Consider the following 13011-nt stretch of genomic DNA (forward strand, 5'->3'; position numbering starts at 1 on the left):
CCCTTTTCAGGAGCCTGCCAATGGATGCGCAAACCCTTCGAGCCCAGGCGTTCAAAGCACTGCACGAACGCGCTGGCGCTTTTGTCATTCCCAACCCGTGGGACGCCGGCTCGGCGAAGATGCTCGCCAGCCTGGGGTTCGAGGCGCTGGCGACCACCAGCGCCGGTTACGCCTTTTCCAATGCACGCCCCGACGGCGCGATGAACCTGGACGATACGCTGGCGAATGTTCGGGCGATTGTCGCAGCGACCAATCTATCCGTGGCGGTGGATCTGGAAAACGGTTTTGCCGACGACCCCGCCGAGTGTGCCCAAAGCATTTTGCGCGCGGCTGAGGCCGGTGCTATCGGCGGCTCTATCGAAGATGCCACGGGCCGTGAAGCGGCGCCGATCTACTGCTTCGAACATGCCGTGGCGCGCATTGAAGCGGCAGTGGCGGCGGCGCGCAGCTTGCCGTTCCCTTTCATGCTGACCGCCCGTGCCGAGAACTTTCTGCACGGCAATCCCGATCTCGCCGACACCATCCGTCGCTTGCAGGCGTTTGCCGAGGCGGGGGCCGACGTGCTCTATGCGCCGGGGTTGCGCAGTGCTGAAGAGGTGTTGGCGGTGGTCCGTGCCGTGGCGCCCAAACCGGTCAATGTGTTGATGTCCGGCGGGTTGAAATTGACGGTCGAGCAGTTGAGCGAGATGGGCGTCAAACGTATCAGTGTCGGTTCGGCTTTGGCCTTGGCGGCGTATGGCGAGTTTTTTCGTGCGGCCGAAGAGATCAAGACGTCGGGCACCTTCGGGTTTACCGCGCGTTCCATGCCGTACGCGAAGGCCAATCAACTGTTCAAAGGCTGACGATGCGGTTTCGCTAAGGGTTAAGCGGCGATGCGCAGGTTTTGCAGAACGATCGGGCGAGCCCAGCCGTTATCGAAATCGAACTGTTTCTGTTGTTCCACCAGCTCTTGGGGGGAGAACGGCGGGAACGGTTTGTCCAGCAGCTCCATTTCGAATTCGGCGATCGGCAGGTGTAGCGCACGCGGTTGCGGCCCCGGGCCGGCTTCGGGCACAGGCTGGCCGGCGGTAAGCACGATTGGGCGGACCCAACCGCTTTCGAAGTCTTGTTGTTTTTGCTGAGCGACGATTTCTTCCGGCGGGAACGGTGGGGCCGGTTTGTCTGCCAGGTCCATTTCGAACTCGGCAATCGGCAAAAACAGTGGCTCCGGCGGGCGGACCACGGTTTGCGTCACGTTGCATTCGCGCTGGGAAACGATGTGCGCCAGCAGCTCGCTGCCGACGGTGGGCTCGACCGGGCTGTCGAGATCGACCGGTGGAAATTTGAGCGACTCTGGTACCCCATCACCCGGCTGATCGGCCATCGCCCGGGCAAAAAAATCTTGCCACAGGTGACTGACACCGCCCAACGCCTGGGTATTTCGCAGGTTGTAATCGCCGTAGGGCGAGATAAAACCTGTGATTGTGGTTTGAAAGTCTGACATTTCTCTCGGTCGACGCTCAGCTCTGGCAAAATGCCTATCAGTTTTGTTATCGGCCGTTTTTGCCGATCATTAATTTTTTGAGCGTGTTTTCCGATGAGTGATCAACCGGCGGTTTGCCGTATCCATGTCGAGGCCCTGGGCACGACCTTTCAGCCACAAGCCGAGCAATGGGCCGAGCGCCTGGGCTTGCCGCTGCAGGTGGATGACGGCGAGTTTGCCTTGCAGGTCGGCGAGCAGGGTTTGCAGCTGCAACAGCTTGGGGCGGATGCGCCGGGGCCGGTGCGAGTGGACTTCGTTGAAGGCGGGGCGGCGCATCGTCGATTGTTCGGTGGCGGCACGGGGCAAATGATCGCCAAGGCCGTTGGCATCGCGCAGGGCGTGCGTCCGCGTGTTCTGGATGCCACGGCGGGGCTGGGCAAGGATGCGTTCGTGCTGGCGAGCCTGGGCTGCGAGATGAGTCTGATCGAGCGTCAACCGCTGATTGGTGCCTTGCTTGAGGATGGCCTGGCGCGTGGTGCGGAAGATTTCGATGTGGCGCCTATCGTGGCGCGGATGAAATTGCTCAAGGGCAACTCAATCGAGGTAATGCGCAATTGGGAAGGCGAGCCGCCGCAGGTGATCTACCTCGACCCGATGTTTCCCCATCGTGAGAAAACCGCGCTGGTGAAGAAGGAAATGCGCTTGTTCCGGCCGTTAGTGGGGGATGACCCGGATGCGCCGGCGTTGTTGGAGGCGGCGTTGGCGTTGGCCAGTCATCGAGTTGTAGTGAAGCGGCCGCGCAAAGCACCGTGTATAGCGGGGCCGAAGCCGAGTCATGCCCTGGACGGGAAATCCAGCCGGTATGACATTTACCCCAAGAAAGCGCTCAAGCCGTAAAACCGCGTCGCGGGCAAGCCTGCTCCCACAGGGTTAGCGAATATCCTGTGGGAGCGGGCTTGCCCGCGAAGGCGCCAGACCAGACACCCAATTGCTATCAGGCTGTCTCCGGCCGATAAGCCCGCATAAACAACTCCACCACTTCCCGCACATGCTCCTCGGCCGCATTCCCGGTCACCGGCCCGCCGCAGCCATACAACAACCGAAAATTCCCCGCACCCTTGAGCAAACAGAAGAAATGCTCAGCGGCATTGCGCGGTTTATCAATGCTCAACACACCGCTTTCATCGACCTTGGCCAGCAACCGCTCCATGCCATCCAGCATGCGTTGCGGTCCGGCCTCGAAGAAGATCAGCGAGAGTTTCGGGTCCTGGCTGCCCAGGGTAATCATCAGGCGATGCAGGTTCACCGATTCATCGCTGTTGATCAGATGATGAAAGCCGCGCGCGATGTTCAGCAGCACCGTTTCTACCGCAATGCCTTCCGGTAATTCGAAAAACAGCGGCGGCAGTTGCTCCTCGCACTTGGCGACAACGGCGGTAGAGAACAGCGTCTCCTTGTCGTTGAAGTGGCTGTAGACCGTCAGCTTTGACACACCGGCCTCGGCAGCGACGGCATCCATGCTGGTATTGGCATAGCCCTTACTCAGAAACAGCGTTTTCGCCGCATCGAGAATGGCTTGGCGCTTGGCCAAATCCTTGGGTCTGCCTGGGCCAGTTGGTGCTGAAAGATTGTTCGACATATTCGCTTTTATTACTGGACTGGTGAGTTTGCTATTAATACCATACTGCTCAGTATAATTATTCCAAGCACCATTAGCGAAAGGTCGTTCACCATGTTCCGCTATGCCTTGTCCCTCGCGCTGCCAGTCAGTCTGGCGTTTTTATTGACGGCGTGTGGTCACGAAGAGGCGCCGCAAGTCACCATTCGTCCGGCCATGGTGGTGCAGCCAGAGCCTTCGGCGCAGGCGATGGAAAGCTATCCCGGTGAAGTCCGGGCGCGATATGAGCCGGACCTGGCGTTTCGCATTGGCGGCAAAGTCAGCCGACGACTGGTCGAGGAAGGGCAGCGGGTCAAGGCTGACCAGCCGCTGGCAGAGCTCGATCCACAAGACGTGCGCCTGCAACTGGAAGCTGCTCGTGCGCAGGTCGCCGCCGCCGAGGCGAATCTGAGCCTGGTGCGCGCCGAACGGGATCGCTACAAGACCCTGATGGACCGCCAGATGGTCAGCCATTCGCAGTACGACAATGCGGAAAACCTTTACCGCTCCGGTGAAGCCCGCCTCAAGCAAATCAAAGCCGAATTCAATGTCTCGACCAATCAGGCGAGCTACGCGGTACTGCGCGCGCCTCAGGATGGCGTAGTGGCCAATCGGGCCGTGGAAGTCGGACAAGTGGTGGCCGCCGGGCAAACCGTGTTCACCATCGCCACCGATGGCGAACGTGAAGTGTTGATCAGCCTGCCGGAACAGAGTTTCGGCCGCTTCAAGGTCGGTCAGCCGGTGTCAGTAGAACTCTGGACCCAACCTGATCAGCGCTTCGCCGGGCGCATCCGCGAACTGTCGCCTGCCGCCGATCCCAAATCCCGCACCTTTGCCGCTCGTATTGCGTTCACCGCTGGCAAAGTCCCGGCGGAGCTCGGCCAAAGTGCCCGGGTGTTCATCCAGACGGCAGAAACCATTGCCCTGTCGGTGCCGTTATCGGCCGTCACGGCGGAAAACGGTGCGACCTACGTTTGGGTGCTCGGCGCCAACAACACCTTGAAAAAAGCGCCGGTCCGCGTCGGCGCGTTCGGCGAGAAAACCGTACCGGTGCTCGAAGGCTTGAACGCCAGCGACTGGGTAGTAGCCGCCGGTGTTCATGTACTGCATGACGGGCAACAAGTGCGTCCGGTGGATCGCTCCAACCGCGTGGTCAATCTGGCGGACAAGGAGTAATCCCCGATGCGCTTCAACCTTTCCGAATGGGCGCTGCGTAATCGCCAGATCGTACTGTTCCTGATGCTCTTGCTGGCTATCGTCGGCGCAATTTCCTATACCAAGCTCGGCCAAAGCGAAGACCCGCCGTTTACCTTCAAGGCGATGGTGATTCGTACCAACTGGCCGGGGGCCACGGCTCAGGAGGTGTCGCGCCAGGTCACCGAGCGTATCGAGAAGAAACTGATGGAAACTGGCGAGTACGAGCGCATCGTCTCGTTCTCTCGTCCGGGTGAGTCCCAGGTGACGTTTATCGCGCGCGATGCCATGCATTCGCAAGACATTCCCGAGCTCTGGTATCAGGTCCGCAAGAAGATCAGCGACATCCGTCAGACCTTGCCACCGGGCATTCAGGGACCGTTTTTCAACGATGAATTCGGCACCACCTTCGGCAATATCTACGCCCTGACCGGCGACGGTTTTGATTACGCGATATTGAAGGACTACGCCGACCGCATCCAGATCCAGCTGCAACGGGTCAAGGATGTGGGCAAGGTCGACTTGCTAGGGTTACAGGACGAGAAGATCTGGATCGAGCTGTCCAACGTCAAGCTCGCGACCCTTGGTTTGCCGTTGGCCGCTGTGCAGCAAGCGCTTGAAGAACAGAATGCAGTGTCGACCGCCGGGTTCTTCGAAACCACCAGTGAGCGATTGCAGCTACGGGTCTCGGGGAATTTTCAGACGGTCGATGAGATCAAGAACTTCCCGATCCGCGTCGGTGATCGCACATTCCGCATTTCCGATGTGGCTGACGTTCGCCGTGGTTTCAACGATCCTCCCGCGCCGCGCATGCGCTTCATGGCCGAAAACGCTATCGGTCTGGCCGTGGCGATGAAGGACGGTGGCGACATTCTGGTGCTGGGCAAGGCGCTGGAAGTCGAGTTTGACCGCATCCAGAAAAACCTCCCGGCCGGCATGCAACTGCGCAAGGTATCGGACCAGCCTGCCGCAGTGAAAACCGGGGTCGGCGAATTCGTACAGGTGTTGGTGGAAGCCTTGGCGATTGTGTTGCTGGTGAGCTTCTTCTCACTCGGCGTGCGCACCGGCATGGTGGTGGCGCTGACGATTCCGCTGGTGTTGGCGATGACCTTTGCCAGCATGTATTACCTCGGCATCGGCTTGCACAAAATTTCCCTCGGTGCGTTGGTGCTGGCGCTGGGCTTGCTGGTGGACGACGCGATCATCGCCGTGGAAATGATGGCGATCAAAATGGAGCAGGGCTTCGATCGTATCAAGGCGGCCAGTTATGCCTGGACCAGCACGGCGTTCCCGATGCTCACCGGTACGCTGATCACCGCCGCCGGGTTCCTGCCGATTGCCACCGCGCAATCAAGCACCGGCGAATACACCCGCTCGATCTTCCAGGTAGTGACCATCGCGTTACTGGCCTCGTGGGTGGCCGCTGTTGTTTTTGTGCCGTATCTGGGGGAAAAACTCCTGCCGGATCTGGCGAAAATTCATGCGGCGAAGCACGGCTCGGATCAGCCTGACCCTTACGGCACACCGTTCTATCAGCGGGTCAGACGTCTGGTGGAGTGGTGCGTACGGCGACGCAAAACGGTGATCGTGCTGACGATCCTGATGTTTATGGCCTCAGTGGCGCTGTTCCGCTTCGTGCCGCAGCAATTCTTCCCGGCGTCGGGTCGGCTGGAACTGATGATTGATTTGAAACTGGCCGAAGGCGCATCCCTGAGCAACACCGCCGACGAAGTCAAACGCCTGGAAGCCTTGCTAAAGGATCGCGCCGGTATCGACAATTACGTGGCCTATGTCGGCACCGGTTCACCGCGTTTTTACCTGCCGCTGGATCAGCAACTGCCGGCGGCGAGCTTCGCGCAGGTGGTGGTCCTGGCCAAGTCCATCGAGGATCGCGAAACCCTGCGTACTTGGCTGATCGAAGCCCTCAACGAACAATTCCCGGCCCTGCGTGCGCGGGTCACACGTCTTGAAAACGGCCCGCCAGTTGGTTATCCGGTGCAGTTCCGGGTGACCGGTGAACACATCGACGAAGTCCGCGCACTGGCCCGAAAAGTGGCGGCCAAGGTTCGCGAGAATCCGCACGTGGTCAATGTGCACCTGGACTGGGAAGAGCCCAGCAAAGTGGTGTACCTGAACGTCGATCAGGACCGCGCCCGAGCGCTTGGCGTGAGCACCGCGAACCTGTCGAAGTTCCTGCAAAGCTCCTTGACCGGTTCCAGCGTCAGTCAGTACCGCGAAGACAACGAGTTGATCGAGATCCTGTTGCGCGGCACCTTGCACGAGCGCACCGAACTGTCGTTGCTGCCAAGCCTGGCCGTGCCGACCGACAACGGCCGCAGCGTGGCGCTGTCGCAGATTGCGACGCTGGAATACGGCTTCGAAGAAGGCATCATCTGGCACCGTAATCGCCAGCCCAATGTGACCATCCGTGCTGACATCTATGGCAAGGAACAGCCGGCAACCCTGGTGCAGCAGATCATGCCGACGCTTGATCCGATTCGCGCCGAATTGCCGGACGGCTACTTGCTGGACGTTGGCGGCACGGTCGAAGATTCTGCCCGTGGCCAGAACTCGGTGAAAGCCGGTGTGCCACTGTTCATCGTGGTGGTACTGACGCTATTGATGCTGCAACTGCGCAGTTTCTCCCGCACGGTGATGGTGTTCTTGACCGCGCCGCTGGGGCTGATCGGCGTGACCTTGTTCCTGTTGGTGTTCCGCCAGCCGTTCGGTTTTGTGGCAATGCTTGGGACTATCGCGTTGTCCGGGATGATCATGCGTAACTCGGTGATTCTGGTGGACCAGATCGAGCAGGACATCGCGGCAGGCCTCAAGCCCTGGCAGGCGATTATCGAGGCGACCGTGCGCCGCTTCCGCCCGATTGTATTGACCGCACTCGCGGCGGTGCTGGCGATGATCCCCTTGTCACGCAGCGTGTTCTTCGGGCCGATGGCGGTGGCGATCATGGGCGGGTTGATTGTGGCGACGGCGTTGACGTTGCTGTTCTTGCCGGCGTTGTATGCGGCGTGGTTCAGGGTGAAGAAAGAGCCGGTCTGACTTCCTACATGTCTTTCAGAATCCTCTGATATTGAGTCAGAGGACTCTGACTGCTGTACTCAGGGCTCAGTTTCACGAGTTTTTGAGTCAGAAGTTATGAAAAAACCGCCTGCTTTAACGGGCAGGACCGATCCAGTGTTCGACCTGTTGATGAAATCCCCCCACAAGGAACGCCTCCCGGACTACCTGGCCCTGCTGAAGCCGCTGGATGATCAGGGGCGTTACCTTCCATTTGATGAATTGCGTTATCGCTGGGCACCGGGGCTGGATTCAAGATTGTGCTGGGCCTTGGTCAAAAAGGCCCGGAAAGCGCAGTACTCCTGCCTTCTGCCCTTGGGTGAACCGGTCCTGTGGGGTAACTTCGTGCTGACGCCGTTGGCGCAGAAAGCCATTTCGGCAGTCGATCGGCAAACCACCACCGCCGCGTTGGAATACATGACCAGCCAGATCGGTGAGCGCGCGCATTTCAGCTATCTGCTCAACGACCTGATCGAAGACGAAGCCATCAGCAGCAGCCAACTCGAAGGCGCTGCAACCACCACGCGTGTGGCCAAGGACATGCTCAAGCGCCATCGCCTGCCGCGTACGCCCGATGAGCGAATGGTCATTGGCAACTACCAGATGATGAACTTTGCCTGGGAGCAGCGTTATGAACCACTGAGTGTGGAGCTCATCACCGCGATGCATCGTGTTGGCGTCGAGGGTATTGATGACGCGCAGTATTCGCCGGGCGAATTCAGAGGCACCGATGATGTGGTGGTGCAGGACGGCGAGGGCAACACCGTGCATACACCGCCGCCCGCAGCAGGGCTGGTGTCACGATTGCAGCTGCTGTCGACGTGGATCAATCAGACCCACAACGATATCAACCGTGAGGACTGCCTCCATCCACTGGTGAAAGGCATCTCGCTGCATTTTGCTTTGGGTTACGAGCATCCTTTCCGCGATGGTAACGGTCGTGTCGCGCGGGCGCTGTTCTACTGGTTCATGTTCAAGAATGACTTCTCGGCCTTTCGGTACATTGCTATCAGCGTTTTGCTGCGCAACGCGCCGGTGAAATACGGGCGGTCGTATTTGAATACCGAGGCCGATGAACTGGACCTGACTTACTTCATCGATTTCCAGTGTTCGGTGATCCTGCGGGCTGTCAGTGGTTTTACCGAGGTCTATCGCAAGAGTCTGGACTATGCCGAACGCTTTGATCGCTGGTTGATGGCGTCGGGTTTTTTCGATCAGCTCACCGAGAAGCAGCGCGCCGTCTATCAAGTGGCCAAGAGCGGGATGGCCAAGGAGTTCACGGCCGTCAATGTGAAGGAAAACCTCGAATGCTCTTACAACACCGCTTCGGCGACCTTGAACGGGTTGGTTGATCTGAAGGTATTCGAGAAGCGGAAGATGGGGCGGGAGTGGGTGTTCTTTTTGCGGGCCGCACCCGTGACCTCATCCATCATGGAAGCCATTTGAATGAAAAAGCCCGCTGAACCTGTAAAGGTCAGCGGGCTTTTTACAGGGTTCAGTCGCTCTGAATCACAACGTCCCAAAAACTTTCTTCGCCAGACTCGTCGCCGCCGCTGCAGGGTTCTGGCGGATGGTTTCTTCCTGTTTGCCAATCATCTCAAACAAACCGTTCAGGGCCTGTTCGGTGACGTAGTTTTCGACGTTGGCGTTCTTGGCATCCAGCACGCCCATGGTCGCCGCCTGACCGGCGAAGGTGTTGTATTGCTTGGCAAGGCCGACGTGGTCGGTGGCTTGTTTCACAATCGGCAGGAACTTGGCGCGGATCTGTTCGCGGCTGGTTTTGTTCAGATACTGAGTAGCCGAGTCGTTGCCGCCGCTGAGGATGCCTTTGGCATCATCCACGCTCATCTTCTTCACCGCGTCCACGAGGATCGGCTGGGCTTGGGTCACGGCGATTTCTGCCGCTTTGTTCATGCTGGTTTCCAGTTCGTCGACCTGATCGCCCATGCCAAACTGCTTCATTTTGCTGGCGACCTTGCCGAGTTTGCCCGGCAAACCGATTTTCACGTCCGGGTTGTTGCTGAAGCCACCCGGTGTGCCGAGTTGTTTGACCGCCAGTTGCGCACCTTGGGTCAGGGCATCCTTGAGGCCACCAGTGGCGTCTGTTTGCGACAGGTCGCTGAGGGACAGCGCCAACGCACTGGCAGAAATCATCAAGCCTGCACAGAGGCCGGCGAAGCGAAGGGTAGGGCGAAGCATGGCAGCTTCCTTGTTCGAAAGAGGAGTTTAGTGAAACGCTGGCGACAATCTAACGGATTTTTACAGCAGTTTCGCCCGTGTATTGCTGATGAACGCTATTTTCAGACTTTGCTGAAGGGTTTCAATACAACGGAGTGGGGATACACCTCTATTGAATTGCGGTATTCATTCTCAGTGGCCGTCAGGGTATAGCGTTTACCGGGCACAACAGTCTCTGGATCGTATTCCAGATAAAACGCCTCTGCCATTTCTTCACTGATATGCACTTGAGTCAGTTGGACCGCCGCATTGTCGTGCTCATGCGCGACGATGGTCACCGCGTGCTCCGGTTCTACCGGTTGAGGTTCTTGCGCCTGAATGTAAAGACGACCGATAGGGCTCAGGTGCAAGGTTTGGCGATGCGGTGCACGGTGGACTATGACGAAGTAGTCCAGGTCAATCAGCAGTGGAGCGCCATTGTGGGTCATGCTGACTGTCACGCGGTATTTAACGCTTACATCGGCATAGTTGTGTGGAAATGAAAAGTTCCAGCACCCGCTGCGCAAAACCGGTTCTCGGGATTGTGCGATTTTTACAGGCGTAGACGAGTTTGCAGTTTGCACACTTATGTACGTTTCACCTTCGCCATCGCTGGGGGGGAGAAAGTCTTCTGGCAAACTAAAAGTTAGGGTGATGTAGCGGTTGGTATCTTCTAATGAGTTCATCGCGATATCCGTATCGGGATTAGTTATGGGGGGGCTATTAATTCATAAATGAGCGGTAATAAGAACATCCTTGTTCTTATAGTCATTGTCAGGAAGTTACAGACTCTCCAACTTGGCTTGATCCGCCGCATCTTCACTGCGATGCAATGCCACCTGGCGGATCGACAAGCGAATCTCCGCCGGCAACACCCGTTTGGCCGCACCTTCGGCCAGTTCGCCGAGCAATTCGTGATAGCTCAACTTGCCGGCTTCGTCGCGCTTGAGCACGTCTAGGTCCAGCATGGTCTGGATGAAGTGCCGGAACAGGCTCTTGTCGAAGAACTCCGGGGCGTTCAGGCCGTGGAGAATCGACAGGCGCTGGGCCATGACCGTGCACAGGTCCTCCAGCTCTTCGGCGCTGATGCTGTTCTGGCCGCTGTTGAGCAGCAAAGACACAGTCATGTAGAAGCGCTGCAACGTCTGGGCGATGCTCTTCGACAACAAAGTCAGCAACACGAAATGCCGCGAACTTGGTACCGGGCGCAGATAGACATTGTTTTCGAAGCGCAGCAGACCCTGTTCGACGAACGCTTCCAGCCATTGATCGATCACCGCGTCCAGCTCATCCATGGACCAGCGAATGAACAGTTCCGATTGCAGGTACGGATACAGCGCGCGGGTGTAGCGCTGGATTTGTTCGCGGTTCATGCGCGAGGCGCTCTGAAAGAAACTCGCCAGCAACGCCGGCAACGCAAAGATGTGCAGGACGTTGTTGCGGTAGTAGGTCATCAGGACGGCGTTTTGCTCGTCCAGATACAAAATTTTGCCCAAAGCATCGCTCTGCTCGGACAGCAGGTCCATGTCCTTCACATGCTCGATCAGTGCGCGCCCGTCACCCTCAGGCAGCGTGGTGTGCGGCGAATACGGAACCTTGCGCAACAGCGCCAGATACAAATCGAGCACCCGCGCCATGGCGCGATCGTCCAGCGCCAGACGGCTGGTGGACAGCAACGCCAGGGCCACCAGGTTCACCGGGTTGATCGCTGCCGCTTCGTTGAGATGCTGCGCGACTTTTTCACCGAGGCGGTTAGTCGTTTCGTTGAGCCACGACGGTTTGAACTGCGGGCCGAATTCCTGTTGGCGCCAGTCCGGCTGTTCGCTGTCGAGGAATTCCGCCAGTTTGATCGGCTCGCCGAAGTTCACCGCCACTTGGCCGAAGCGCTGCTTGAGCGCGCCGATGACTTTGAAAATATCGAAGATCGATTCTTTCTTTTTGGTCGCACCGCGCAGTTCGCCGAGGTAAGTCCGACCTTCAAGTACGCGCTCGTAACCGATGTACACCGGCACGAACACGATGGGCATGCGCGACGAACGCAGGAAACTACGCAGGGTGATTGCGAGCATCCCGGTTTTCGGTTGCAGCATGCGTCCGGTGCGCGAACGGCCGCCCTCGACGAAGTACTCGACCGGGAAACCTTTGGTGAACAGGGTGTGCAGGTATTCGTTGAACACCGAGGTATACAGCGGGTTGCCCTTGAAGGTGCGGCGCATGAAAAACGCGCCACCGCGGCGCAGCAGGCTGCCGATTACCGGCATGTTGAGGTTGATCCCGGCGGCGACGTGCGGCGGGGTCAGGCCATTGCGGAATAGCAGATACGAGAGCAGCAAATAGTCGATGTGGCTGCGATGGCACGGCACGTAGATCACTTCGTGACCCTGGGCGACCTTCTGCACGCCTTCAATGTGGTTGACTTTGATGCCGTCGTAAATCTTGTTCCAGAACCAGCTCAGCACCACTTCCAGAAAACGGATGGCGGTGTAGGTGTAGTCCGAGGCGATCTCGTTACCATAACGCAGGGCCTGTACCTTGGCTTTTTCAGGGGAGATGTTCTCGCGTTCGGCTTCGTCGAGGATCGCTTGTTTGACCAGCGGCTGGTTGAGCAAGCCTTTGACCAAATGGCGGCGGTGGGAAATGTCCGGGCCGATGACGGCGGCTTTGAGATTGCGAAAGTGCACCCGCAGGATCCGCTGGGCCATACGCACAGTGCGCTCGTGGCCCTTGTTGTGATCGACCAGCTCGCGCAGGTGGATCGGCGCAGAGAACTGCACGCGCGTCTTGCGCCCCAGCACGATGATACTCAGTAAGCGACGCAGACGACCGGTGACGGCCCAGCTGTCGGCGAATAGCAATTTCCACGGGCTCGATTCGCTGTCCGGTGACTGGCCCCAAAACACGCTGACCGGAATGATCTGCGCGTCTTCGGCGGCATTTTGGCTCAGGGCGCTGACCAGGCGGGTCAAGGTTGGCGGTGCGCCGCGTTTGTCCTGACGGCCGAGCCAGTCGGGCTCCGGCGTCAGGTAAAAGAACGCGGCGGGTTCCAGCAGGTTACCCACTGAAACCGGTAGCACCGGGCGGGGGAGGCCAGCCTTGCTGCATTCGGTGTCGACCACGGCGAGGTCGGTCAGCGAAGGGTTTTGCAGGACGTAGAACACCGGGCGACTGCGATCGAGGTCAAGGGTGAACGACGACTGGTTGATCGTCTCCGAGCGAACCCAGAGATAGAGCAGTCGGCGCAGGGTGCCAAACACAAGACGGCGGAACGGGGAGCGGGTCATACGGCTTCTGCGTGAGTGAGTGAAACCGAGCAAATGCTCGGGCGGCCGATAGTGTGCCGTATTCCCCGAAAATCGGCAAAAAAGCGGCTAAGTAAAGTGAGTTGAGAGTTTTGACGGCTGTCATATAC

10 protein-coding genes are annotated in these 13011 nt (G+C 58.6%); 5 read left to right on the forward strand and 5 right to left on the reverse strand.

Annotation, left to right across the window (positions count from 1 at the left end):
* Positions 1-20: 20 nt before the first annotated feature.
* Positions 21-842 carry an isocitrate lyase/PEP mutase family protein gene (locus AC3ISI_RS05135; RefSeq protein WP_489335757.1) on the forward strand — a complete coding sequence of 274 codons (822 nt, stop codon included), beginning with the start codon at positions 21-23 and terminating at the stop codon, positions 840-842.
* 20 nt (positions 843-862) lie between these two features.
* On the opposite strand, the gene AC3ISI_RS05140 is transcribed toward AC3ISI_RS05135, so the two are convergent.
* The gene (locus AC3ISI_RS05140; protein ID WP_489335758.1) at positions 863-1483 is read right to left on the reverse strand and encodes an energy transducer TonB; all 621 of its coding nucleotides are present in this window, start codon (positions 1481-1483) and stop codon (positions 863-865) included.
* A 93-nt stretch (positions 1484-1576) separates the two neighbouring features.
* On the opposite strand from AC3ISI_RS05140, the gene AC3ISI_RS05145 reads away from it, so the two are divergent.
* The gene (locus tag AC3ISI_RS05145; protein ID WP_489335759.1) at positions 1577-2359 is read left to right on the forward strand and encodes a class I SAM-dependent methyltransferase; all 783 of its coding nucleotides are present in this window, start codon (positions 1577-1579) and stop codon (positions 2357-2359) included.
* A gap of 97 nt (positions 2360-2456) precedes the next feature.
* Here the strand turns inward: AC3ISI_RS05145 and AC3ISI_RS05150 are convergent, their stop codons facing one another.
* On the reverse strand, positions 2457-3101 hold the full coding sequence (locus AC3ISI_RS05150; RefSeq protein WP_489335760.1) for a TetR/AcrR family transcriptional regulator: 645 nt from the start codon (positions 3099-3101) through the stop codon (positions 2457-2459).
* 93 nt (positions 3102-3194) lie between these two features.
* Here AC3ISI_RS05150 and AC3ISI_RS05155 point away from each other — a divergent pair, with 93 nt between their 5' ends.
* From AC3ISI_RS05155 to AC3ISI_RS05165, 3 genes are all read left to right on the forward strand, one after another.
* Complete coding sequence (locus tag AC3ISI_RS05155; RefSeq protein ID WP_489335761.1) at positions 3195-4295, forward strand: efflux RND transporter periplasmic adaptor subunit; 1101 nt, start codon at positions 3195-3197, stop codon at positions 4293-4295.
* A gap of 6 nt (positions 4296-4301) precedes the next feature.
* Positions 4302-7367: an efflux RND transporter permease subunit gene (locus AC3ISI_RS05160; RefSeq protein ID WP_489335762.1), complete on the forward strand. Its 3066-nt coding sequence runs from the start codon at positions 4302-4304 to the stop codon at positions 7365-7367.
* Between the two features lie 96 nt (positions 7368-7463).
* Complete coding sequence (locus tag AC3ISI_RS05165) at positions 7464-8831, forward strand: Fic family protein (RefSeq protein WP_489335763.1); 1368 nt, start codon at positions 7464-7466, stop codon at positions 8829-8831.
* A gap of 63 nt (positions 8832-8894) precedes the next feature.
* Here AC3ISI_RS05165 and AC3ISI_RS05170 read toward each other — a convergent pair whose 3' ends face one another.
* From AC3ISI_RS05170 to plsB, 3 genes are all read right to left on the reverse strand, one after another.
* Positions 8895-9584 carry a DUF4197 domain-containing protein gene (locus AC3ISI_RS05170; RefSeq protein ID WP_489335764.1) on the reverse strand — a complete coding sequence of 230 codons (690 nt, stop codon included), beginning with the start codon at positions 9582-9584 and terminating at the stop codon, positions 8895-8897.
* 101 nt (positions 9585-9685) lie between these two features.
* Entirely contained in the window at positions 9686-10288 is a 603-nt protein-coding gene (locus tag AC3ISI_RS05175) for a hypothetical protein (protein ID WP_489335765.1), read from the reverse strand.
* A gap of 96 nt (positions 10289-10384) precedes the next feature.
* On the reverse strand, positions 10385-12883 hold the full coding sequence (gene plsB, locus AC3ISI_RS05180; protein ID WP_489335766.1) for a glycerol-3-phosphate 1-O-acyltransferase PlsB: 2499 nt from the start codon (positions 12881-12883) through the stop codon (positions 10385-10387).
* Between the last annotated feature and the right edge of the window lie 128 nt (positions 12884-13011).

This window comes from Pseudomonas sp. GL_139_B, assembly GCF_057834475.1.

What these genes read in the sequence shown, in the direction of transcription:
- AC3ISI_RS05135 (WP_489335757.1), top strand. Translation starts at nt 21, where the DNA reads ATGGATGCGCAAACCCTTCGAGCCCAGGCGTTCAAAGCACTGCACGAA.
- AC3ISI_RS05140 (WP_489335758.1), bottom strand. Translation starts at nt 1,483, where the DNA reads ATGTCAGACTTTCAAACCACAATCACAGGTTTTATCTCGCCCTACGGC.
- AC3ISI_RS05145 (WP_489335759.1), top strand. Translation starts at nt 1,577, where the DNA reads ATGAGTGATCAACCGGCGGTTTGCCGTATCCATGTCGAGGCCCTGGGC.
- AC3ISI_RS05150 (WP_489335760.1), bottom strand. Translation starts at nt 3,101, where the DNA reads ATGTCGAACAATCTTTCAGCACCAACTGGCCCAGGCAGACCCAAGGAT.
- AC3ISI_RS05155 (WP_489335761.1), top strand. Translation starts at nt 3,195, where the DNA reads ATGTTCCGCTATGCCTTGTCCCTCGCGCTGCCAGTCAGTCTGGCGTTT.
- AC3ISI_RS05160 (WP_489335762.1), top strand. Translation starts at nt 4,302, where the DNA reads ATGCGCTTCAACCTTTCCGAATGGGCGCTGCGTAATCGCCAGATCGTA.
- AC3ISI_RS05165 (WP_489335763.1), top strand. Translation starts at nt 7,464, where the DNA reads ATGAAAAAACCGCCTGCTTTAACGGGCAGGACCGATCCAGTGTTCGAC.
- AC3ISI_RS05170 (WP_489335764.1), bottom strand. Translation starts at nt 9,584, where the DNA reads ATGCTTCGCCCTACCCTTCGCTTCGCCGGCCTCTGTGCAGGCTTGATG.
- AC3ISI_RS05175 (WP_489335765.1), bottom strand. Translation starts at nt 10,288, where the DNA reads ATGAACTCATTAGAAGATACCAACCGCTACATCACCCTAACTTTTAGT.
- plsB (WP_489335766.1), bottom strand. Translation starts at nt 12,883, where the DNA reads ATGACCCGCTCCCCGTTCCGCCGTCTTGTGTTTGGCACCCTGCGCCGA.